Raw genomic sequence first — 22,343 nt, 5'->3', positions numbered from 1 at the left:
AGGGTTGCATACTTTTCAGAGGTTAACGCCAGCTCTCATCTTCCCATACTTCCTGAATGATGCCATCTAATGCCTCTCGGTCAGATTTGTTGTCGAACCCGATAACCTCAACCCCCGTTACAGACCCTTTTTTCACCGTAACCCGCGTGGATGGGAAAGCACATCTCACCTTGCTTGTTAGTTCATTCTGTAAAGCATCGACCACCTGCTGGCCTAATTTTTGCTCTTTGTCCAACGTGATGTTTATTCTCATAACCTATTCAGCCTTATAGAAAACTTCTTTTTCTGGTTCTTTATTTTCACTATTTGCCAGGTCAGCAATGAGAGACAGGGCGAGCTTGAGGTCTGCTGGTTTGCAGTTTGCAATCAGAGACACTTCGGCGATGAATTGCACACAAGCCCATTTTTTCTGCCTTTGGCTGAAACATTCATCAACCATGAAATCCCTCCCACAAGTATTACTGTATATTTATACAGTGTGCGCCGGGAGACCGGTTAGAGATCAAGGGGTGAAAGTCCCCGACCATTGAAGGACCAGCAATCCACAAGGTCCCCGAGTCATGCGTTGCATACCGCGAGGTATGGGGCGAAGCGTTGACAGGGGTGTTGACAGGCCAGCCATTGAGCCACGAAATGTATATTAAATTACCGGGTGCCGACGTTGTACTGTTAACGGAAGGCAACATCATAGGGTGCGATACTGCGAGTGCCACATGGACCCGGCGGGGTCTGAGACCCTGGCATGTCAATACGATCTCTACGCGGGAACCGGGAGATCTCCCCTCTGACCATCTGCCAGTGTCGGAGATGGCCCGCACCGGGAAGACGAGGAGTCATAGCCGGTGATGTACGGAGAGGAGAAGTCGGACTCGCTCATAGTAGCGGCGAAGCAGGCGAACAACCCGAAAGGAGCGGAGTCAGTGGAGCGAAGGAGCGGGGCCAAGGGGAACGCGGAACAGCCACACATGCGCCGGACACAGAGCCGGGAAAGCATGTCACAGAGGCTGTCACGCGTGCGGGAAGCTGCGAAGCAGCGGAAGAAAGAACGGTTTACAGCATTGTTCCACCTGCTGACAGTCGAAGCACTGGAAGCCGCATTCCTCTCCCTGAGCAGGAAAGCGGCCGCCGGAGTGGATGGCATCAGGTGGATGGACTACGCCGGAAACATGAAGAACAACATAACAGATCTGCACCGGAGGCTACATCAGGGCAGCTACAGGGCGCAGCCCGGCAGGCGTCACTACATCCCAAAAGCGGATGGAAAACAACGCCCGCTCGGCATCGCCTCGCTGGAGGACAAGATCGTCCAGTATGCGCTGGTGAAAATCCTGAACGCAGTCTATGAAAACGACTTTATGGGGTTCTCATACGGGTTCAGACCCGGGCGAAGCCAGCACGATGCACTGGACGCACTGGCCACAGGGCTGGTACGCACTAACGTAAACTGGGTACTGGATGCCGACATCAGTCAGTTCTTCGACAGGGTGAGCCACGAATGGCTGATCAGGTTCACAGAGCATCGGATCGGCGACCGGAGGGTAATCAGGCTCATACGTAAGTGGCTCACAGCCGGGACGTCGGAGGAGGGTCAATGGCGAGCAACGGAGGAAGGCACCCCACAGGGTGCGGTCATCTCACCGCTGCTGGCAAACATATACCTCCACTACGTCTTCGATCTGTGGGCGCATCAGTGGCGACGTCGCTATGCCACAGGCAATGTGGTAATGGTCAGATACGCCGATGACATCGTCATCGGGTTCGACAAACGATACGATGCCCGGCGCTTCCGTATAGCCATGCAGCGCAGACTGAGGGAGTTCGGACTCACGGTTCACCCGGAGAAAACCCGTCTGATGGAGTTCGGCCGCTTCGCTGCCGAAAACCGTGCCATCAGGGGAAAAGGCAAACCAGAAACGTTCAACTTCCTCGGGTTCACGCACATCAGCGGGAAAGATCGCAACGGCAGGTTCATGCTGATACGAAAGACCCGCCGGGATCGGATGACGGCAACTCTGAAAGCCATCAAAGACGGTCTGCGAAGGCGCTGGCATTACTCAATCCCCGAACAGGGAAAATGGCTCAGGAGAGTGGTTCAGGGATACCTGAACTATCACTCGGTACCGGGCAACTTCCCCACCATGCAGAAGTTCAGGACACACGTAACAAACCTCTGGCGCCGGGCGCTCAGGCGCAGGAGCCAGAAGGATGATACGACCTGGACGAAAGCAAACAAACTGGCAGCCGCATGGCTACCAAGGGTTCGGGTTCTTCATCCATGGCCTGTGGAGCGGTTCACCGCCAGACACCCGAGGCAGGAGCCCGGTGCGTAAATCGCGCACGCCGGGATCTGTGCGGGGGGTATCCGGTAACGGGTATCCCTACCGCGACATCACGTATGGCTGAGGGATTAAAAGAAAATTATCAATCGCGATTAGTCTGTATGTTAATGAAATCGATGAATATTAAAGTTCATCTCTACTTCTGCTTTTCTGCTAACCCCGCGACTCGATTTAGGATTTGTCTAGCCTGCGCCTGGTGTGATGGTGCTGTCGGGAAAATTTCACCGGTTGCGGAACCGCGGCACCATTTGCCGTTTATGCAACTTCTGCCACCGGTCATCAGGTGCAGGGCCTCACCCCGGCTGATGGTTTCGCCGGTCGTGAGCTGAATCTCGTCTATGGTTCTGTCAATGGCTGCGTTTTGTTTATCCGTTCCGTGGACAAAATCATGCCCGGTGACCCGTTTTTTGTCCCTGAGTCTGGCCGTTAGCTTCCGCCTTTCACTTCGACTCAACGGTTTGGATAAATCCAGCTCCGGAGGATCGCTTTCGCTCCCCGTACAGTTATTGACAGAACTCCGAGAGGGCGCAGGGGCGCCCTTAACGTCAACGGCCAAATCAACTGCACGCTTCGGTACAATCTTCCACTGCGTGAGCCGGGTTAAAATCGGGGTGTCAGCGCCGACGGCGGAATCGTACACGCCACGAATGCAGATAGTTTCCTCACCATACTGGTTAAACTCGGCGCGAGGCTCATACAGCGTGCGCACCTGCAAATCATCGCGACGGACAAACGGGCCACCTTGCGCATTAACGTAACCAGCCCAATCACCGGCGTCGGCGGCATCATGCACAGCTGCAAACTCAACACTCAGACCATGCGCTGTCTCAGTATCAGCAAGGCGGCGTAGTTCGCGGTAGACCGTCACCGGCGCGCCACCGATAAACTGAAATTGACGAATGTGCCAGCGCGCCGCCCATGCTGAAACGGCGGGGGCGGTCTCTTTCAACAGTTCGCCGCTTTCGTCGTCGGTTTCACCATCAAGAGCATAGCCGTCGATGTTTTTGGAAATGTATTTAGCGACATATCCGGTTGCGCTACCTTTTTCCGGGTCGATTGCCTCGGCATGGAAGCGCGCTTTTTTGGCTTTATCGCTTCTCAGTTCGTGGCGGTCTTCCTCCCACGCATAATCACGGATGATGAGGCGCACGCGCTCGACATCTTCCGGCAACATGAACATAAGCATGTGCCAATGCGGCGTTCCATCATGGTGAGGCTCGGCAACACGTATGCCGAAAATGCGGATTTCTTCCCGGTGTAGCTTGGCGCGTATACGCGCCCAAAGACCGGTGAGATAGCTCTGCGTGTCCGACGGGCTGGCACCGTTCCATTTGCTGTTACGGTAGCCCGCTTTGGTGGTGGCGTGGTATTTAGACGGTGCGGTCAGGGTGTAAAACTCCCCGACATAACCGAGCTCATTACAGATATTTTCAAACCCACGGATGCGGGTCATCAGCTCGCAGCGGCGTATAGCTGGATTAGCGACTGAGCCGTCGTATTTTTCAATCAGGCTGATGCGGTTGCCGTCTTCGTCTTCGAGATCCAGACCTTTGAGAAACTCACGCGTGCGGCGCTTCTGCTCGCGCCAGTCTGTCACGCAGTTTTTACTCGCGTAGGCGTGCTTTTTCTTGCTGACGTTGCCGACTGCAATTTGTAGATGCTCGCGCCATGACGACGCGACACGACGCAGACGATTACGCCACCATGACTCAGTAAACATACGGATTACTGCGGGGGCGATATCATCTTTGTTGAAATATTTATTTGCCACGCGCTCCCAATGGGGAGGGGTGACATTGAATTGCAGAGAAATAAAACCAGCGTGCATGTACCAGGTGTATAGCGTCTTGAGCTCTCCAAAGCCTGAATCATCAATATTTGCCAGCTCAGAACGAATGAAATTAGCAATGTCACCGGCGAGCAGGTCAACATCGGCGCGCGACATATCCGGGAGGCGGTTATATCTGGCAACCAGATTAACCATACGTGACGCCAGATATTGCATGAGTCGGGTGTCAAAATGACCACCGAAAACGGCGGTTGATACATTGCTTTTGATACCCGCGCTCTCGTATTTTTTGGTGACCAGTTCAAGACGGGGCAATGCCTTTTTGCAGAAGCTGATTAAAAAAGCATTGGCTCGTTGACTGCCCTGATTTTGCTCCAGCACCGTAGCGGTGCGATAAACGTCAAAACGCACACACTCGGGCTGGAGAGAAAGCACCTTTCTCGCATGCAGTAAAGCCGCGAACATACGGTCGCGGCGATACTGTTGGTCATAGGTAAGATATGGGCTGGCTATTGCCGACCGTGGAGCGTTCCACGGGTAAGCATAGTTAACGCTTACCCGCATAGCTCCCCCATTTGCCTACGCTGCATGCTTAGCATCACATAGCCTGGAGCCCACTCGTTAAGGTCAGTTACATGAGTCACTAGCACGTAGACAAAAGCGCCGGTAAAACCGACCCTTTGTGGGTCATCTTCGCAGGGACCATACTCGTTTAAGCAAAGTAAATCCCCAGCAGCAAAAGCACGGTCAGCAAGACGAAACTCGGCTTTCTTCGTTCCATTGATGACAGCCTGAAAAAACTCAGGCCGAATTTTTAGTTGATGTGTTTTTCTCATGCTGCCGCCTTGATTGAGGAGGCGCACATTTCTCCGATACGCTTAATCTCTGCGGCCATATCCTCAATTGAGGTAATGGCCGACTGCTGGATATGATGATGAATCAGGCCGGAAATAAGCTGTTCGATTTTCGGATAGTAGCCGATAGTATCGAGCCATTCCTCGCCAGCTTTACGGCCGCTTTTTGCGACCTTTTTCTCGCTCAAAATGAATTGATACTGGTCGCTGTTAATAATCCATTTGTCGCCGATTTCGATGCGGAGGCTCATGCTGCACCGCCTTGCGCTAAAGCTTTAATGACACCTAATGTCATTTTGCAATCTGCTAAAGCACGGTGTGCCTGCCCTTCAACCACAACCCCTTCATGCGCGGCTGCATCGACTAACTTATGCCATTTATAACCGTGATATCTCCCCGGCTCGCCACGATATTCTGCATATAACATCATGGCGCACAGGGAGTGGTCTATAAATGAAGATAGTCCGTCAGTCCCTAATCCATTTAATTCCGCTGTTTGACGTATCAGGCGAGTATCATAATCAGCATTATAAATAACGAAGCCATAATTAAAGAACAAATTGGCTACTGCACCGTGAACATCTTTCCAAGTTGGAGCGTGAGAAACCATTTCATTGGTAATGCCGTGAATAGCGATAACCTCATCAGGGATAGGCTTAGTAGGTTTAATTAGCGTATTAAGCATAATAAAACCATTTTTATCTATAATGCAGATTTCAACGATTTCCGCATCGTCACCCAATCCAGTAGTTTCGGTATCAATAAATAAGTACCCATCATTAAGCCAACGTTTGGCATGCTGACTAATTGTCGTATTAATAATGCTCATACAGCACCTCCGTTATAGTGTTTACCTTTAAGCTCTGCGATTTCCTTACAGGTAACGCATAGCGCAACGCCCTGGATGGCAATGCGGCGTTCCTCCGGGATTGGTGCTTCACATTCTTCGCAGGTAAAACGAGAAGGCGCAGTGATATGGCTGCGCGCGTTGTTGATAAGGCGCTCGCGTTCTGCCTGCTCGCGCTGTTGTGCGATATCCATTGCGTCGGCCATTAGTGCAGCTCCTGAGATTCGTTTTCGTAGCGAGTGGCTTCGCGGCGCAGCAGTTCAGCGGCTTCTTTACCGCTCATATCTTTGTTAGCGATATGGGTTGCCAGCGCCTCAAGGCGGATAGAAACAGCGAGCGCGCGACCTTTGCGCTCTTCACGTTTTGCAATACCGATAACCTCAAGAAGCAGGTCGGTATTTTCTTTAGGTTCTAAAGTTTGTTTGTGCATTCTTAATCTCCTGATTTTGGGCAATAAGAATCCTGGCGGGTTTACGCCATTAATTACGGGTTTATTTAATTAGCTAAAAAGCATTCATGGATTGAAATATGCCGGGGCAAAACCCCACCCCAGCGGGAAATTTTATTCATTGACGCAATAATCAGCTTGCGGCGATCCATATCAAAATACTCATATGGCTTACCGACTTCATCAGAGCGAAACGCGCCCGGATTATTTCGGTTGGCAAGCGTTAAAACCACAAACTTAAAATCTTCATCAAGCTTATTGAAATTACGCAGCGCCTTATTTTCTGTTGCTTTAAGTTTTTGATGAAACCGTGCGAAACACTCTTCGCCGGTCATGGTCTTCGGTTGATCAGTAGAACAATCAGCATTGCTAAAAAGCTTGCTCGCCTGGGTGTCATGAGCTGAAATTCTTTCGTTCATTTTGCCCCCATTAATGCATTTAAAAGCCGCTTAACCGCAGAGACTTTTTTTGCTGTTAAGCCGTTCAACAATTCGGACTGAGAGCTGCAAGGGTGCCAGCGCTGGCCGTCGCTACCCATTATCCAGCCGTGCCCGTAGTGCATAGATGGGCTACGTTTTTTTAGCAGAGACGCGAATGACGGTTCGTTAGTCAACATAAGCACCTCAAATCAAACCGAATGATGCGCCGATGCCGCTGACGGTATCGACGACACTCGTCATTGCCGGGTTAGCCTGGATCCGGGCCTGCAACGCCATTGCCGACAGCGACAGCATGCGAATACCCGCGTTTACGCTCGCAATCATGTTTTGCTTACGGGCCGGGGTAAGACGGTCGCCTGAAACGGCACCGCTCGCGAGTTCGCCTAGTTCACTCATTGCGCGCATGACGTAGGATTGCAGTTTCTCTTTTGCCAGCTCGTTGACCGGCACGCACGGCAAACAATGGATCTGCGCCAGAAAACCATCGACTAGGGTCGAATCTTCGGTCAGGTCTGTCAGCGTCCAGATTTCGCGCGGCGTTAACTGGTGCGGCTGCTCCGGGTTGAGTTTGTTGTAAAGCGTATGCGGCTTGATACCGGCCTTACCCGCCAGCTCTTTCACGTTATGCGTGGCCGCGAATTTTCTGCATGCATCATCAAAGTGTGCATGTGACGAAACGCGAAAATCTAACATGCTGTAACTCCCTTTAACTTGCAAAATTAAGTTACTGGAACACGGCATAGCGTGAATTAATCGCCTGAGCGAGCAAGCGCGTACGGAAGGCAATCATGTTGATACGACCGAGACCACCCTCGCGGGTACGTGGCACCAGTAGAAGCTCGCCGCGTTTTACCATCTCTTTTACAGTGTTTAGATGGCATCCATAGAGCTCGGCGAACTCCTCATATGACAGAAAGTCAGGGCCTGAAGGGATTGCAATTTGAAGATTCATAGGTGACTATCTCCGGTTAGATTCATTTTTTGGTATGTTCTCGCACATTCTCAGGGTGCAGGACGGATATTACTTTCCATTTGAAAACCTGTAAAGGTTGGTTTGAAAATAATTAAGGCGTCCATATGGATAATGAAGGGCAGTCCGTCAAAGATGTCATCGATAGAATTCTTATTTCTTATGGAGTTAGGACAAGGCAGGCTTACTCTGATCTCGCGAAAATCCCGTTACCAACAATCAGTAATTGGGCTAAGCGAGGCAAGGTTCCCGGTGATTACATAGTCCAATGCGCTCTCGATACTGGTGCAGACCTTAAATGGCTCACAGAAGGTGGTGAACTTACAAATGTAAGATATAAGCCGGGTAATTATCCCATGCGGGGAATCAGGCTAATGGAGGCTATGCAAAGCTCAGGTGGGAAAGAGATTTTGCAGCGCATCATGCAGGCTTACGGCTTCACCATGCAAAAGGAGCTTGGCGACCATCTCGATATACCTTCAGGCACGATGAGCGCTTGGGTGAGGCGTGAACATTTCCCCGGCGATGTGGTTATCGTCTGCGCCCTTGATACTGGCGCATCGCTGTACTGGCTGGCGACGGGTATCGGGCCGATGAATGAGCAACATACACAAGTGCAACCTGAGCAGTTAACAGCCCTTCCTGCTGGCCTTAGGCAAATCACCAAATACAGCATTCATACCGGCCAGCTTACTGAGAACGGTACGTGGTTCTGTGATGACTCGCTGATTGATTCCACGGTAGTTAACCCGGCGTTGGTAGAGAAAAACGGGCAGCGGTGGTGTGTGGATCTCGATGCGAAAAATATCGCTAATGGTCGTTGGTTGGTCGATGTAGACGGTACTGCCGATGTTTATGATGTCGCGCGTTTACCAGGTAACCGGTTGTCGGTAAAAAATGGCTCGTCTCAGTTTGAATGTCTGGTTGATGAAGTTAACTGCGTCGGGATGGTATTTTTGACACTGAGTAAAAATTTCTAATCATGGCCGTTAAAAAACTAACGTCTGGTGAGTGGTTGTGTGATTTTCGCGTTGATGGGCGTGATAGTCGTCGCGTTCGTAAACGCTTCACAACCAAAGGTGAGGCGGTGGCGTATGAGCAATATTATCGGGATGATGCCAAGAATAAGCCGTGGAAATCGGAGAAGGAAGATCGGCGCAAGCTGAGTGAAATTATTCAGCTCTGGCATAACCTGCACGGTCAGGCGTTAGTCGCCAGTAAGTCACGCCTGGCGAAACTGCAAATAGTGTGTAATGGCCTCGGCGACCCGGTAGCTTCCCAACTTACCGCTAAGGATTGGGCGCATTATCGCGACCAGCGCCTGAGCGGTAAGATTGATAATGGATATCACAAAGACCCGGCGAAATGGGTTGCGAAGCCGATAACCGTCAACCGAGAACAGCAGTATCTTGAAGCGGTTTTCAATGAACTGAAGCGGCTAGGGGAGTGGAGCTTACCGAATCCCCTTGATGGTATTCGCGTCTTCAAGGAAGCTGAAAAGGAAATGTCCTGGCTGACGCTTGAGCAGATTCCGCAGCTCTTATTGGCTTGCCATGAGTACGGCCATGAAGACCTTACGATGATCGCGAAAGTTTGCCTGGCTACTGGCGCACGCTGGGGGGAGGCTCAACGGCTTACGCGGCCCCAGCTTTCACCCTATAAATTGACCTTCACAAAGACGAAGGGAAAAAAGAATCGCACTGTGCCGATCCCGAAGTGGCTTTACGAGGAACTATCGAAGCGACAGGGCAGGATGTTTAAGCCCTGCTATCAGGAGTTCAAAAAGATGCTGGCGCTTACCGATATTGAGCTGACTGAGGGACAAAAGACACACGTCCTGCGTCACACCTTTGGTGCGCATTTTATGATGAACGGTGGAAACATCCTTGTACTGCAAAAGATACTCGGTCACGCTAACATTCGTGAAACAATGAAGTACGCGCACTTTGCACCTGACCATCTTGAACAGGCCGTCGAGCTGAATCCGCTAAGTCTTTTTATGTCCACTAAATGACCACGCAGCATGTGCGAGGATGGTTTAGAGTGTGCTTAGGATGTGCGTAACTTATTGTGAAATATATAAATTGTTGTTTTGTAAAGGTGTCCTCTAGAAGCGTCTTAACTAAGATTCGCTTTCGCGACATCCTGATAGAAAGGGCTGGCCAGATGGCTGGCCCTTTTTTTATCTTTGTTGTAACCATCGTGATGTAAATCATTTACAATACGCCCTCTATACGGAGGGGCGGTGGTCAGCAACAGTTTTCAGCAAACGACACCTAAACGGCGAGCCGCCTGGCTGGCGCTGTTGGCGATCCTGCTGATCGTGGTGGCCCCGCTAATCTCCGTCTCCCTGCAAAAAGACCCCATGAGCGCCATGCCCGGCATGCACCACGCCATGATGATGGATAGCTCGTCCGCGAGCATGGCGCAGATGCCCGGGCACAAGATGGCGATGATGCACAGCACAGACGGCGCCACGCATACCGGACACGAAATGCCGCTGGACCATGCCGAAGCGTGTGGCTATTGCGTGCTGTTAGCCCATGTCCCGGGGCTCCTTTTCGCGCTGGCGCTGTTCGTCGCCATGCTTCTGCGGCGCATTCGCCTGCCGGTTTCTCGCCCGGTATTAAAGCACTGGCACTACTTTCCCTGGCTCTACCCCGAAACCCGCGCCCCGCCGCGGCTGTCTGCTTTTTCCCTTTAATAAAAATCAATCTGCGCACCGCGCAACGACCTCTTTTGCTTTAAAAAAGGAAAAGTATGACAACCTGCACCTCGCGCGCGGCATGGCTGAACCTGCTGCGTCGCCTCCATTTCTATATTGGTCTGTTTATCGGACCGTTTATCTTTGTCGCTGCCCTGACCGGTACGTTGTACGTGGCGACGCCGCAGCTGGAAAACTGGCTCTATCACGACGCGCTGCATGGCCTTGCCGAGGGGACTCCGCAGCCGCTCAGCGCCCAGATTGCGGTGGCCGAAGAAGCGACCCAGGGCAATCTGCGGCTGCTGGCGGTGCGTCCGGCGCCTGCGTTGGGCGAGACCACGCGCATTATGTTTGCCGATCCGGGTCTCGGAGAGTCGGAATCCCGGGCTATTTTTGTCGATCCGATCGCGCTGCGGGTGAAGGGCGATATGACGGTCTACGGCACCAGCGGCATCCTGCCGCTGCGCCAGTGGATTGATTATGCGCATCGCTCTCTGCTGCTGGGCGACAGCGGGAGGTTATACAGCGAACTGGCCGCCTCCTGGATGTGGGTGGCCGCGCTCGGAGGCATTGCCCTGTGGGCGATGACGCGTCCAAAACGGCGGCTGAATAACGCCCTGCAGAATCATCGTCGGCTGCACGTGACGCTGGGCTGGGGCTTACTGGTGGGTATGCTGCTCTTCTCCGCCACCGGCCTGACCTGGTCGCAATGGGCCGGCGGCAATGTGGACAAAATGCGGGCAGCGTTCGGCTGGCTGACGCCGCAGGTCAATACCCAGCTGCATGGCGAGATGCCGATGACGCACGATCCCCATGCCGGACATCATATGGATGCGATGGCCATGGCCCAGCATCAGCCGGCGCTGCAGTTGGCCCAGTTTGACCAGGCGCTGGCGGCGGCCCGTCAGGCGGGGCTGAACGCCAGCCGGCTGGAGATCCGTCCGCCAGTGTCAGACGACCGCGCCTGGACGGTGAATGAGATCGACCGTCGCTGGCCGACGCAGGTGGACGCGGTGGCGATCGATGGCGCCACGATGCAGGTGGTGGATCGCACGCGTTTTGCCGACTTTCCGCTGATGGCGAAGCTCACCCGCTGGGGCGTCGATTTCCATATGGGGATCCTCTTTGGTCTGGCGAATCAGCTGCTGCTGGTGGGATTTGGCTGCGCGCTGTGCGTTACCATCGGGGTGGGGTACCGATTATGGTGGATCCGCCGTCCGCCTCAGGCGGCCTGGGATCCGGCGCATTCGCTGCTGCAGGCGTGGCTGTCGCTCGCCTGGCCTGCCCGAAGCCTGGTGCTTGGGCTGGCGTTTGCCCTTGGATTGGCCATGCCGTTAATGGGAGCCAGCCTGCTGCTGTTCATTGCCGTTGACTACCTGCGCTGGCGCGCGGCAACGGCAATGAGGATGATGAAGTCCAGCGACTAAGTGAAGACTTACGGCGTGCTGATGACCACCGTTACCCGGCGGTTTTCGGCGCGCCCGGCCGCCGTGTCGTTGCTGGCGATCGGGTATTTTTTGCCAAGGCCGCGGGTGACTAAATTACTGCGTGGGACATGAGCGCCTTCCGCCCAGGCATCGGCCACGCTGTTGGCCCGCTTAAGCGACAGGGCTTCATTGTAGCTATCTTCACCATAATTATCGGTATGGCCTTCAAGGCGGCTATGGGTGATCCCGGTAGCCGCCAGCCGCGAGGCCATCGTGATGATCTGCTGGCGGCTGTCGGGACGTAGTCGGTAGTCATTCTTGTCAAACAGGATGCTATCGGATAAGCCCAGGGACCAATCGCCATTGCTTTCAGTGAAGCCGTAAGATTTCATCGCCGCCACCTGCTCCGGGGTAAATTTTCCCTGAGGAGCCTGGCAACCTGTCAAAAGCGCCGCCGCCATCAGGGCGGGGACGAAATATTTTCTGATCATAATGAGTCCTTTATTATTTCAGCGTCTGCTGGATACGTTGGTTTTTCATCCGATACATATTCTGATCGGCAAGTTCTTGCAGTGATTCCGCGGTGGCGTGCTCCCACGCCAGGGCATAACCGACGCTCAGCGAGAGCGTGGCGCTATGACCGTTGTGCAGGTTGAATGGCGGAAGAAATTGTTCCGTTAGCGCCTGGCACAGGGCCTGCACTTCTGCTTCCGAGCGCACCTCGCGCAGCAGAACGGCAAACTCATCGCCGCCAAGACGCCACGCCAGATGGCGTTTACCGGCAAAAGTCATCAGGCGGCTGGCGACCTCCATCAGCACTTTATCGCCCGCCGCATGCCCCCAGTTGTCGTTAATCAGTTTGAAATTATCGCCATCAAGAAACAGCAATGCCGAGGTTTGATGATCGACTTCATTCTGCATCAGCTCGGCGAGCGCGTTACGAAAGGCGGCGCGGTTAGCCAGGCCGGTCAACGGATCGTGTAACGAACTGCGCAACAGCTGCGCGTTTTTGGCCTGCAGCTGGCGCTGCCAGTCCTCCATTTCCCCCAGCAGGCTGTTAAAGTCCTGGGCGAAAAGATGGAACTCCTCGATACGCTCCTCCGGCACCCGCCGGGAGAAGTGGCGGTTTTCACGTATATCATGCACGACCTCAGTGATGCTCTGCAGGGCGGCGACGATCCCCCGGTGTAGGGAGTGGGTCAGCAGCAGGGCGATGAACGAGGCGAGCAGAATGCTGCCGGTCAGCACCAGAATCGAGATACCGAGAAAGTGGCTAATCAGTTCATCAAGCGCGGTCAATCTCAGCTCGCCGATTTGTTTGCCCTGGTGCCAGATGGGCTGCACCGTGGGCTCCGGAAACAGCCATTTACTGATAAGCCCGCTCACTTGCTCTTTATTGGCCAGCGGTTCATGGCGCCACGCGGCGAAGTGCTGCATCTGGCCGTTTAGCACGATTGCCTGGGAGATCTGCCCTTGCTTGCCCAACGACGCGAGGGTCTCCTCTGCCGCCGCGCTGTCGCCAAACACCAGGGCGGCTTCGAGGCTGCGCCCCATGGTCGCGGCAGTGAGCTCAAGATTTTTCTGCGCGTACTGCTTGAGCGTGAAGATTGAGGCTGTACTTAGCAGCAGCCAGACCAGCGTCATGGAGATCACCACGCTTATCACGCTAATGCGACGGAGCGCGCGTTTGAAAGTCGGGCGCGGAGTCTGTGAAAAGTCCTTATTCATGTGGTTTCTTCCGGGCAAGCATCAGAACGTCCGGGTTAACCCGAACCCCGCTGTGCGTCAGAACGTCCAGATTAACGGAGAAGCGGACCCGGTCGTCATTGATGATCAGGCAAAACGCGCTACCAATTGAACAATCCGTATTTTGTTCTGCGATGAGTAACAGCGGCCTCGGGCCATAGCGGCGAGTGAGTTCTGACTGTTCAGTCGGCGATTCGCTGCCAAAATAAAAACCATCGCAGGTCGTTTTTAACGCTTCTTCACGATTACGTACTATCACCGGTTGATAGGGTAATGCATCCGGATCTTCATGAGCCAGGCTATGGGTGAAGCGTGATGAGGCAAAAATGCACAGCTTTGGCGCTCCTGTTAATGACGGCCAACGGGTGTAGGTCACGATCCCGGAAACAATAGCGCGAACATGTTCTGAAGGTCCGGCAGCAAAAACAGGAGATACCGCGATGAGAAAAAATACAGTCAATAAAAGACGGTGTAATACTGTCATTAACGCTTCCGTCAAAGTCGCCATAGCGCGGGAAAAGCCGCTGCCGATGCCCGGCGAAGAATACCACTGTTAATAAAACCCGTCATTAGATGCGCCCTTTGCTTTGGGACAATTCTCACCAGGATTTTTCGTAGTACCGATACCGTGGGTGCGCAAGTTTGGCTTGTTTTTTCTATGTGTAAATATTGTTATACGCATCGCGCCATTGTGAGTGGCAATTAATTCGTTGGTGTAAATTAAAATTTACGGAATATGGATTGAATTCTTTACTTTGTGTGGTATCGTTACGTCATGCCCTCTGAGGCAACCCTTATCGCAAACGAGCTACACAGGATCGCAATCATGCAAAAAGACGCGCTGAACAACGTACATATTACCGACGAACATGTATTAATGACCCCGGAGCAACTGAAGGCGGAATTCCCGCTGAGCGTCGAGCAGGAAGCGCAGATCGCGCACGCCCGTCAGACCATTTCGGATATCATCGCCGGTCGCGATCCGCGCCTGCTGGTGGTATGTGGTCCTTGCTCCATTCACGATCCGGAAGCCGCGATTGAATATGCTCGTCGGTTTAAAGCCCTTGCCGCAGAGGTCAGCGATAGCCTCTACCTGGTGATGCGCGTCTATTTTGAAAAACCCCGTACCACCGTCGGCTGGAAGGGGCTGATTAACGATCCGCACATGGATGGTTCGTTTGATGTTGAAGGCGGCCTGAAGATTGCGCGTCGTCTGCTGGTCGAGCTCGTCAATATGGGACTGCCGCTGGCGACGGAAGCGCTGGATCCCAACAGCCCGCAGTACCTCGGGGATCTGTTCAGCTGGTCCGCTATCGGCGCGCGTACCACGGAATCACAAACGCACCGCGAAATGGCCTCTGGCCTGTCGATGCCGGTCGGCTTTAAAAACGGTACCGACGGTAGCCTGGCTACGGCCATCAACGCCATGCGCGCCGCGGCGATGCCGCACCGTTTCGTCGGCATCAACCAGGCCGGGCAGGTCTGCCTGCTGCAAACGCAGGGTAATCCGAACGGCCATGTGATCCTCCGCGGCGGCAAGGCGCCGAACTACGGTCCGGAAGATGTGGCGAAATGCGAAAAAGAGATGGCGCAGGCGGGACTGAAGCCGTCGCTGATGGTAGATTGCAGTCATGGGAACTCCAATAAAGATTTCCGCCGCCAGCCGGCCGTGGCTGAATCCGTGGTCGCGCAGATCAAAGATGGCAACCGCTCCATTATCGGCCTGATGATCGAAAGTAATATCCACGAAGGCAATCAGTCCTCTGAACAGCCGCGTGAGGCGATGAAATACGGCGTCTCGGTGACGGATGCCTGCATCAGCTGGGAGACTACCGAGGCGCTGCTGCGTGAACTGGATAAGGATCTCCGCGGCCACCTGGCGGCCCGTTTGGTTTAAGAGGAAAGTATGGTTGCTGAACTGACCGCGTTACGCGATCAAATTGATGAAGTGGATAAAGCGTTGCTTAGCCTGCTGGCTAAGCGTCTGGAGCTGGTGGCCGAAGTCGGCGAGGTGAAGAGCCAGTATGGCCTGCCGATTTACGTCCCGGAGCGCGAGTCGGCGATGCTCGCCTCCCGACGTGAAGAGGCGGCTGCGCTCGGCGTACCACCGGATCTGATCGAGGACGTTCTGCGTCGCGTGATGCGGGAATCCTATTCCAGCGAAAACGACAAAGGCTTCAAAACCCTGCAGCCGAATCTGCGGCCAGTGGTCATCGTCGGCGGCGGTGGGCAGATGGGGCGTCTGTTTGAGAAGATGTTAACGCTGTCCGGCTACCAGGTGCGTATTCTGGAAAAAAACGATTGGGCCCGGGCGGCGGATATCGTCGCCGATGCCGGCATGGTTATCGTCAGCGTACCGATTCACACCACCGTGGAGACGATCGGCAGGCTGCCGCCCCTTCCGGCGGATTGCATTCTGGTTGACCTTGCCTCGGTGAAAGCGGAGCCGCTGCAGGCGATGCTGGCGGCGCATCAGGGCCCGGTTCTTGGCCTGCACCCGATGTTCGGTCCGGACAGCGGCAGCCTGGCGAAGCAGGTGGTGGTCTATTGTGATGGCCGCCAGCCGGAGGCCTATCAGTGGTTCCTCGAACAAATCCAGGTTTGGGGCGCGCGGCTGCACCGCATCAGCGCCGTTGAGCACGATCAGAACATGGCCTTTATTCAGGCGCTGCGCCACTTTGCCACCTTCGCCTATGGCCTGCACCTGGCGGAAGAGAATGTACGTCTTGAGCAACTGCTGGCGCTCTCGTCACCCATTTACCGACTGGAGCTGGCGATGGTAGGCCGTCTGTTTGCCCAGGATCCGCAGCTGTACGCCGATATTATTATGTCATCGGAAAACAACCTGGCGCTGATTAAGCGCTACTACCAGCGTTTCGGCGAAGCGATCGGCCTGCTGGAGCAGGGCGATAAGCAGGCGTTTATCGACAGCTTCCGTAAAGTCGAACACTGGTTTGGCGATTACGCTCAGCGTTTCCAGAGCGAGAGCCGCACGCTGCTGCGTCAGGCGAACGATAATCGGCAGTAAAGCGAAAAAGATGTATACAATAAAGCCAGCGACCGCTGGCTTTTTTTATAGGGATGACAACGATGGCTGAACCACAACCGCTGTTTGACTACACCGGATACCTGCCGGAATGCCCGACCTGGAGCGAGGCAGAGCAGGCCCTCTACTGGGCTGATATCATGGAATGTGAAATTCACCGCTACGATATCCGCAGCGGAGAACACCAGGTGCTGCAGTTTCCAGAGGAGGTCGGCTGTTTTGCCCTGCGCGAGAAGGGCGGGTTTATCGTTGCATTGCGCAGCGGCATCTGGCTGACCGACGCCCACGGCCTGCTGCGGCGGAAAGTCTGCGATAACCCGAGCAACCCGGAGCTGGCGCGGTTTAACGACGGCGGGACCGATCGCGATGGGCGCTTTTATGCCGGTACCTTCTGGGGGCCTGGGGATTACAACGGCGCGCTGCTGATGCGAGTGGATAACGACCTGCAGCCGAAAGTGATCCAGTGTGACATCCATGGCGCCAATGGCCTGGCCTTTAGCGCCGACCGGCGCTGGATGTATACCTCTGATACGCCGAACGCCGTGATCTACCGTACGCCGCTGGATGAGCAGGGTGAGCCTGGCCGACGCGAAGTCTTTCGCCGTTTTCAGCCTGGCGAAGGGATCCCTGACGGGGCGGCGATCGACGTGGAGGGATGTTACTGGAGCGCAATGTTTGACGGCTGGCGGATCGCCCGTTTCTCGCCGCTGGGCGAGGAGCTGGAATCCTACCCGATGCCGGTTCGTTGCCCGACGATGGTCTGCTTCGGCGGGGCGGATATGAAAACGCTCTATATCACCACCACCCGGGAAAACATGGAGGACGATGAGCTGGCGCAGTATCCGCTGTCAGGCGCCATCTTCACCCTGCCGGTAGCGGTGGCAGGGATGAAGAAATTACCGTTCCGCGAATGTTAAACCGGATCCACCGGGACCACGTTTTCGCTAGGGTAGCAGCCGAGGACCTTCATGGAGCGGGTGATATCCGCCAGCTCCTTCAGCGCCTTGCGCATGGGCAGCGAATCCAGGTTGGCCTGAATATCGAGATAAAACATCTCTTCCCAGGGATTGCCGTGGATCGGGCGGGATTCCAGTTTGGTCATGATCAGATTGTGGTTGCGCAGCACCAGCAGGGCTTCCACCAGGGCGCCCGCCTGCTGACCGGTCGCCATTAACAGCGTGGTCTTGGCCGGCACCTGGTCGGAGACGTTCACCGCTTTGCGCGCCAGGACGAGGAAGCGCGTGATGTTCTGCGTCTGGTTGGCCTGGCAGTGCTCCAGCACCTGCAGACCATACAGAGCGCCGCCCGCTTCGCTACCCAGGGCCGCGACGGCCGGGGAGTTCGCCTGCGCCACTTTTTCCATTGCCGCCGAGGTGCTCTCGGTATACTCAATCTTCCAGTGCGGGTAGCGGCTCAGGTATTGGCTGCACTGCTGGAACGGCTGCGGATGGCTGTAAACGGTCTGAATTTTATCGGCATCCGTCGAGGTGCTCACCAGTACGCAATGATCGATAGGGATCGTCAGCTCGCCAACGATCGACAGGCTGGTGTGCTGCAGCAGATCGTAGACGTCGTTGATCCCGCCGGAGCTGGTGTTTTCAATCGGCACCACCGCGTAATCGGCCTGGCCGGTTTCTACCTGATTAAAAATATCGGCGAACTTCGCGCAGCCGCTCTCAATAAACTGCTCAAAGTGGCGAGCGGCGTACTGACGCGCCGCCAGATGCGAGTAAGAGCCCTTGGGACCGAGGAACGCCACGCGGGCCGAATGCGGGTTAATTTTATTCAGATGCTGCTGCAGCAGGGTTTGCTGGGTAAGAACAGAGTCTTCGATAATCAGCTGGAACAGGCGGGTGATATAGTGCGCATCCAGATTATGGCGCTTGCCGATAGTCATCAGGCGCTCCAGCAGATCGCGTTCGCGGTCAATATCACGCACCGGACGATGGGAGGCCAGTTTGGCTTTTCCAACCTCAACAGCCAGTCCGCGGCGCTCCGCCAGCAGAGCAAGCAGCTTCTCGTCCAGGGCGCTTATCTTATCGCGCAGCGCCAGTAATGGGTTTTCCTCGGTCATAGATGTTGCCTTTGTTGTTATCAAATAAAAAAGGCCTCCCGGGTGGGAGGCCTTATTGTTCGTCTTCGCATTCTTTCTTATACGACGAATTGCCTCCCGGTCAGGGGAAGGTAAAAAAGAATGCGAAGAAGAACGGGACAAGTTTCATGGTAAATTCCTTTAGGTAGTGGGGATTACAGTACCTGTACTGTTTTCACTCTGTCAATAAAAAACGCGCCCGAAGGCGCGTGGCATGACACAACTTAAGTTAAGGATTACTCTTCTTCTTCCACAAAGCCTGCCTCTTTCACCGACGTCGCGGCGCGGCGGGCTTCCCCTTTGTGTTGCACTTTATTGAGCTGCCGTTCCAGCTTGTTGATCAATTCGTTAATGGCGGCGTACATATCTTCATGACGCGCACTGGCAACCAGATGGCCGTTTGGCGTGTTGATGGTTGCATCAGCGATAAAACCCTGCGGCTCCTTAGACAGAATGATGTGCGGGTTGATTAAATGAGTTTGCCACTTATCCAGTTTGGCGAGACGGTCTGCGACATGCTGGCGGATTGCCGGAGTAATTTCCATTTGTTTACTGGTAATGTTCATTGTCATAAATTTTACCTCTTGTCTTTCCCGTCTTGGTGAATCCAGCATACCTTTCCCAATGTCAAAATGTGTGATCTAAATCACATTTTATTGTCACTTTTTGTCAACAAATTCATTTTGTGAGACAGGGCAGGAAGAAGTGAGATTTTACTTGTCGAACCCGATAAAGCAGGCCATATTTGATGAGTTAACCCGGCGCTAAACCGCTTCAGCTTGCCGGGAAACGTATAAAAAAACGGCAGCCAGTGGCTGCCGTTTGCGATCGATGAGTCAGGCTCAGGTGTTCTTGCTGTTCGCGGCGATAATCTTCGCGACTTTGTCCGCCTGAGCGTTCATTTGCATCTGACGATAGGCGTTTTCCATCTTCGGCAGGGCATCGCGGGTGGCCTGGGTATCCGGATAATTACGCATCATCCCTTCCACACGGTTAACCACGGCAACCCATGCGCCACGATCGGTGTAGTAATCCACGACCGACAGCTCATATTTGGCCAGACGATCTTTCAGGAACACCATGCGTTTATAGGCGTCAGTGGCGTACTGGCTGTTCGGATAACCACGCACCAGTTTGGAGAAGTCATTGAAGGCATCGCGCGCGTGCTGCGGATCGCGGTCGGAGCGATCAACGCCGAAGAAGCCCTGCAGGGCGCTGTCATCCAGGGCCATGTTGGTCAGGCCGCGCATATAGATGACATAGTCGATGTTCGGATGGGTGGGGTTCAAACGCATGAAGCGATCGATAGCCGCCTGAGCCAGAGGAAGATCGGCGTTTTTATAATACGCATAAATCAGATCCAGCTGTACCTGTTGGGAATAAGGGCCGAATGGATAACGATTATCCAACGCTTCCAGTTGCGTTATCGCCTGTTTCCAGTTACCGTCCTGCAGTTTTTGCTGGGCGGTCGCGTAGATTTCATTCGGCGGATTATCAGGCACCTCTTCCTTAGAGCCGGAGCAACCCACCAAAGCCAGGCTCAGTGTGGCGGCTGCCACCAGGTATTTCATGCGCGTCATGACGTTTTGACTTCCTCAAAATGTTTATGCGGGAGAATCTCTGTTCCTGCTCCCGATTAAGACCAGCTACAATAGCACACTATATTAAACGGCAAAGCCGTAAAACCCAACGTTAAACGAAGAAGCTGTATATGGCACAACGAGTACAACTCACCGCAACGGTGACCGAAAATCAACTCGGTCAACGCTTAGATCAGGCTTTGGCCGAATTGTTCCCTGATTATTCGCGATCGCGGATAAAAGAATGGATCCTCGACCAACGCGTATTAGTCAATGGCACCATTGGCGATAAACCGAAAGAAAAAGTGCTGGGGGGAGAACGCATCGCTATCGATGTGGAAATCGAAGAAGAGGCGCGCTTCCAGCCGCAGGATATTCCGCTCAATATCGTTTACGAAGATGATGACATCATCGTGATCAATAAACCGCGCGATCTGGTTGTACATCCTGGCGCGGGCAACCCTGACGGTACTGTGCTGAATGCGCTGCTGCACTACTATCCGCCTATTGCCGATGTGCCGCGCGCGGGTATTGTTCATCGTCTGGATAAAGACACCACCGGTCTGATGGTGGTGGCGAAAACCATTCCGGCGCAAACCCGGCTGGTGGAGTCGCTGCAGTTGCGCGAGATCACCCGTGAATACGAAGCGGTGGCGATCGGTCATATGACCGCCGGTGGCACAGTGGAAGAGCCGATCAGCCGTCACCCGACCAAGCGTACCCATATGGCGGTGCATCCGATGGGCAAACCGGCGGTGACCCACTACCGCATTATGGAACATTTCCGCATCCATACCCGCCTGCGTCTGCGTCTGGAAACCGGTCGTACACATCAGATCCGCGTGCATATGTCGCATATCACCCATCCGCTGGTGGGTGACCAGGTCTATGGCGGCCGGCCGCGTCCGCCGAAGGGCGCGTCGGAGGAGTTCATCACCGCGCTGCGTAAATTCGACCGCCAGGCGCTGCATGCCACCATGCTGCGCCTGTATCACCCGATCTCCGGCATTGAAATGGAGTGGCACGCGCCCATCCCGCAGGATATGGTCGAGCTCATCGAGGCGATGCGCGCCGATTTTGAAGCCCATAAGGACGATATTGACTGGTTATGACGAAACTGATTGTACCGCAGTGGCCAATGCCCGGCAGCGTGGCGGCCTGTAGTTCTACCCGCATCGGCGGCGTGAGTCTGCCGCCCTATGACTCGCTCAACCTGGGCGCCCATTGCGGCGACAATCTGCAGGATGTCGAAGAAAACCGGCGGCGGATGTTTGCCGCCGGCGGCTTGCCGTCTTACCCGGTTTGGCTGGAGCAGGTCCATGGCACCGAGGTTCTGACGCTGGACGGCGGACCCTATCCGTCGAAACGCGCGGATGCTTCTTATAGTCGTACGCCAGGGACCGTCTGCGCGGTGATGACCGCTGACTGCCTGCCGGTGCTGTTCTGTAACCGCGACGGCACCGAAGTCGCCGCGGCGCACGCGGGATGGCGCGGCTTATGCGAAGGGGTTCTGGAAGCGACGGTTGCTCGTTTCGCCGATAAAGCCGAAAATATTATGGCGTGGCTGGGGCCCGCCATCGGTCCGCAGGCGTTTGAGGTGGGACCGGAAGTCCGGGATGCCTTTATGGCGAAGGACAAGAATGCGCACCGGGCTTTTCGTCCGGCAGGCGAAAAATATTTTGCTGATATCTACCAACTGGCGCGGCAGCGTCTGGCAAACGTCGGCGTTGAGCTGATTTTCGGCGGCGATCGCTGCACGCTAAGCGAAAAGGATGATTTTTTCTCTTACCGGCGCGACAAGACCACCGGTCGTATGGCAAGTTTCATTTGGCTGATATAACCTAGAGAATCAAGACGATCCAGAAGGCAAACTTATTTTTCACATAGTTCGGGTCTTTAACCTTGAATAATTGAGGGATGACCTCATTTAATCTCCAGTAGCAAATTTGACCTGTTTATGGGAGGAGTTATGCGTCTGGATCGTCTTACCAATAAATTCCAGCTTGCTCTTGCCGATGCCCAGTCGCTCGCACTCGGGCACGACAACCAATTCATCGAACC

29 protein-coding genes are annotated in these 22,343 nt (G+C 54.4%); 10 read left to right on the top strand and 19 right to left on the bottom strand.

The features are described 5' to 3' along the window. Positions 1-22: 22 nt before the first annotated feature. Positions 23-136: a bacteriophage sos operon Tum protein gene (locus KPHS_40130; RefSeq protein ID YP_005228313.1), complete on the bottom strand. Its 114-nt coding sequence runs from the start codon at positions 134-136 to the stop codon at positions 23-25. Positions 137-256: 120 nt separating this feature from the next. Then, a complete protein-coding gene (locus KPHS_40120; protein ID YP_005228312.1) occupies positions 257-439 on the bottom strand; it encodes a TumA in 183 nt (60 codons plus the stop codon). A 403-nt stretch (positions 440-842) separates the two neighbouring features. Between KPHS_40120 and KPHS_40110 the strand changes: the two genes are divergently transcribed. Further along, a complete protein-coding gene (locus KPHS_40110) occupies positions 843-2,330 on the top strand; it encodes a putative reverse transcriptase/maturase (protein YP_005228311.1) in 1,488 nt (495 codons plus the stop codon). A gap of 145 nt (positions 2,331-2,475) precedes the next feature. Here the strand turns inward: KPHS_40110 and KPHS_40100 are convergent, their stop codons facing one another. The 9 genes from KPHS_40100 to KPHS_40020 form a co-directional block, all read right to left on the bottom strand. Further along, complete coding sequence (locus KPHS_40100) at positions 2,476-4,539, bottom strand: gp36 (protein ID YP_005228310.1); 2,064 nt, start codon at positions 4,537-4,539, stop codon at positions 2,476-2,478. A 421-nt stretch (positions 4,540-4,960) separates the two neighbouring features. Beyond that, on the bottom strand, positions 4,961-5,233 hold the full coding sequence (locus tag KPHS_40090; protein ID YP_005228309.1) for a DUF5405 family protein: 273 nt from the start codon (positions 5,231-5,233) through the stop codon (positions 4,961-4,963). Continuing rightward, a complete protein-coding gene (locus tag KPHS_40080; RefSeq protein ID YP_005228308.1) occupies positions 5,230-5,811 on the bottom strand; it encodes a putative exonuclease CP81 in 582 nt (193 codons plus the stop codon). Before KPHS_40080 ends, KPHS_40090 begins: the two co-directional genes overlap by 4 nt. Next, the gene (locus KPHS_40070; protein YP_005228307.1) at positions 5,808-6,035 is read right to left on the bottom strand and encodes a TraR/DksA family transcriptional regulator; all 228 of its coding nucleotides are present in this window, start codon (positions 6,033-6,035) and stop codon (positions 5,808-5,810) included. Before KPHS_40070 ends, KPHS_40080 begins: the two co-directional genes overlap by 4 nt. Beyond that, positions 6,035-6,259: a DUF2732 domain-containing protein gene (locus KPHS_40060; protein YP_005228306.1), complete on the bottom strand. Its 225-nt coding sequence runs from the start codon at positions 6,257-6,259 to the stop codon at positions 6,035-6,037. Before KPHS_40060 ends, KPHS_40070 begins: the two co-directional genes overlap by 1 nt. Positions 6,260-6,324: 65 nt before the next feature. Next, a complete protein-coding gene (locus KPHS_40050) occupies positions 6,325-6,612 on the bottom strand; it encodes a hypothetical protein (RefSeq protein YP_005228305.1) in 288 nt (95 codons plus the stop codon). Between the two features lie 80 nt (positions 6,613-6,692). After that, entirely contained in the window at positions 6,693-6,839 is a 147-nt protein-coding gene (locus KPHS_40040; protein YP_005228304.1) for a DUF2724 domain-containing protein, read from the bottom strand. A 61-nt stretch (positions 6,840-6,900) separates the two neighbouring features. Next, positions 6,901-7,410 carry a gp31 gene (locus tag KPHS_40030; RefSeq protein ID YP_005228303.1) on the bottom strand — a complete coding sequence of 170 codons (510 nt, stop codon included), beginning with the start codon at positions 7,408-7,410 and terminating at the stop codon, positions 6,901-6,903. Positions 7,411-7,441: 31 nt separating this feature from the next. Next, positions 7,442-7,573 carry a hypothetical protein gene (locus tag KPHS_40020; protein ID YP_005228302.1) on the bottom strand — a complete coding sequence of 44 codons (132 nt, stop codon included), beginning with the start codon at positions 7,571-7,573 and terminating at the stop codon, positions 7,442-7,444. A gap of 497 nt (positions 7,574-8,070) precedes the next feature. On the opposite strand from KPHS_40020, the gene KPHS_40010 reads away from it, so the two are divergent. Beyond that, entirely contained in the window at positions 8,071-8,667 is a 597-nt protein-coding gene (locus KPHS_40010) for a CI repressor (RefSeq protein YP_005228301.1), read from the top strand. A gap of 2 nt (positions 8,668-8,669) precedes the next feature. Beyond that, positions 8,670-9,701 carry a gp27 gene (locus tag KPHS_40000; protein ID YP_005228300.1) on the top strand — a complete coding sequence of 344 codons (1,032 nt, stop codon included), beginning with the start codon at positions 8,670-8,672 and terminating at the stop codon, positions 9,699-9,701. Between the two features lie 104 nt (positions 9,702-9,805). Here the strand turns inward: KPHS_40000 and KPHS_39990 are convergent, their stop codons facing one another. Next, a complete protein-coding gene (locus KPHS_39990) occupies positions 9,806-9,943 on the bottom strand; it encodes a hypothetical protein (protein ID YP_005228299.1) in 138 nt (45 codons plus the stop codon). Between KPHS_39990 and KPHS_39980 the strand changes: the two genes are divergently transcribed. Both KPHS_39980 and KPHS_39970 read left to right on the top strand, forming a co-directional pair. Continuing rightward, positions 9,933-10,391, top strand: a complete 459-nt coding sequence (locus KPHS_39980) for a DUF2946 domain-containing protein (RefSeq protein ID YP_005228298.1) — start codon at positions 9,933-9,935, stop codon at positions 10,389-10,391. The two genes, KPHS_39990 and KPHS_39980, sit on opposite strands and share 11 nt — an antisense overlap. A gap of 56 nt (positions 10,392-10,447) precedes the next feature. After that, a complete protein-coding gene (locus KPHS_39970) occupies positions 10,448-11,818 on the top strand; it encodes a putative iron-regulated membrane protein (RefSeq protein YP_005228297.1) in 1,371 nt (456 codons plus the stop codon). A gap of 8 nt (positions 11,819-11,826) precedes the next feature. Here KPHS_39970 and KPHS_39960 read toward each other — a convergent pair whose 3' ends face one another. The 3 genes from KPHS_39960 to KPHS_39940 are packed head-to-tail and all read right to left on the bottom strand — an operon-like array spanning position 11,827 to position 14,048. Continuing rightward, on the bottom strand, positions 11,827-12,309 hold the full coding sequence (locus tag KPHS_39960; protein YP_005228296.1) for an iron-regulated membrane protein: 483 nt from the start codon (positions 12,307-12,309) through the stop codon (positions 11,827-11,829). Between the two features lie 13 nt (positions 12,310-12,322). Further along, entirely contained in the window at positions 12,323-13,546 is a 1,224-nt protein-coding gene (locus KPHS_39950; protein YP_005228295.1) for a diguanylate cyclase DgcN, read from the bottom strand. Continuing rightward, complete coding sequence (locus KPHS_39940) at positions 13,539-14,048, bottom strand: YfiR family protein (protein ID YP_005228294.1); 510 nt, start codon at positions 14,046-14,048, stop codon at positions 13,539-13,541. Before KPHS_39940 ends, KPHS_39950 begins: the two co-directional genes overlap by 8 nt. Positions 14,049-14,390: 342 nt before the next feature. On the opposite strand from KPHS_39940, the gene KPHS_39930 reads away from it, so the two are divergent. From KPHS_39930 to KPHS_39910, 3 genes are all read left to right on the top strand, one after another. Beyond that, positions 14,391-15,461: a phospho-2-dehydro-3-deoxyheptonate aldolase gene (locus tag KPHS_39930; RefSeq protein ID YP_005228293.1), complete on the top strand. Its 1,071-nt coding sequence runs from the start codon at positions 14,391-14,393 to the stop codon at positions 15,459-15,461. Between the two features lie 9 nt (positions 15,462-15,470). Next, entirely contained in the window at positions 15,471-16,592 is a 1,122-nt protein-coding gene (locus KPHS_39920) for a bifunctional chorismate mutase/prephenate dehydrogenase (protein YP_005228292.1), read from the top strand. 62 nt (positions 16,593-16,654) lie between these two features. After that, positions 16,655-17,527: an SMP-30/gluconolactonase/LRE family protein gene (locus KPHS_39910; RefSeq protein YP_005228291.1), complete on the top strand. Its 873-nt coding sequence runs from the start codon at positions 16,655-16,657 to the stop codon at positions 17,525-17,527. Here the strand turns inward: KPHS_39910 and KPHS_39900 are convergent. From KPHS_39900 to KPHS_39880, 3 genes are all read right to left on the bottom strand, one after another. Further along, positions 17,524-18,684, bottom strand: coding sequence for a bifunctional chorismate mutase/prephenate dehydratase (locus KPHS_39900; protein YP_005228290.1), 1,161 nt, complete (start codon positions 18,682-18,684; stop codon positions 17,524-17,526). The two genes, KPHS_39910 and KPHS_39900, sit on opposite strands and share 4 nt — an antisense overlap. A 254-nt stretch (positions 18,685-18,938) precedes the next feature. Further along, positions 18,939-19,274 carry a sigma-54 modulation protein gene (locus KPHS_39890; RefSeq protein ID YP_005228289.1) on the bottom strand — a complete coding sequence of 112 codons (336 nt, stop codon included), beginning with the start codon at positions 19,272-19,274 and terminating at the stop codon, positions 18,939-18,941. Between the two features lie 270 nt (positions 19,275-19,544). After that, the gene (locus tag KPHS_39880) at positions 19,545-20,282 is read right to left on the bottom strand and encodes an outer membrane protein assembly complex subunit YfiO (RefSeq protein YP_005228288.1); all 738 of its coding nucleotides are present in this window, start codon (positions 20,280-20,282) and stop codon (positions 19,545-19,547) included. A gap of 209 nt (positions 20,283-20,491) precedes the next feature. Here KPHS_39880 and KPHS_39870 point away from each other — a divergent pair, with 209 nt between their 5' ends. Together KPHS_39870 and KPHS_39860 are read left to right on the top strand one after the other, a co-directional pair. Further along, positions 20,492-21,394 (top strand): 23S rRNA pseudouridine synthase D, encoded by a 903-nt coding sequence (locus KPHS_39870; protein ID YP_005228287.1) that lies wholly within the window; start codon positions 20,492-20,494, stop codon positions 21,392-21,394. Positions 21,395-21,420: 26 nt separating this feature from the next. Continuing rightward, entirely contained in the window at positions 21,421-22,122 is a 702-nt protein-coding gene (locus tag KPHS_39860; protein YP_005228286.1) for a polyphenol oxidase, read from the top strand. Between the two features lie 87 nt (positions 22,123-22,209). Here the strand turns inward: KPHS_39860 and KPHS_39840 are convergent, their stop codons facing one another. Continuing rightward, positions 22,210-22,323: a hypothetical protein gene (locus tag KPHS_39840; protein ID YP_005228285.1), complete on the bottom strand. Its 114-nt coding sequence runs from the start codon at positions 22,321-22,323 to the stop codon at positions 22,210-22,212. Between the last annotated feature and the right edge of the window lie 20 nt (positions 22,324-22,343).

Source organism: Klebsiella pneumoniae subsp. pneumoniae HS11286 (genome assembly GCF_000240185.1).
GTDB lineage: Bacteria > Pseudomonadota > Gammaproteobacteria > Enterobacterales > Enterobacteriaceae > Klebsiella > Klebsiella pneumoniae.
The sequence above is the reverse complement of the archived record's forward strand: the minus strand, read 5'-3'. Positions and strand labels throughout refer to the sequence as shown.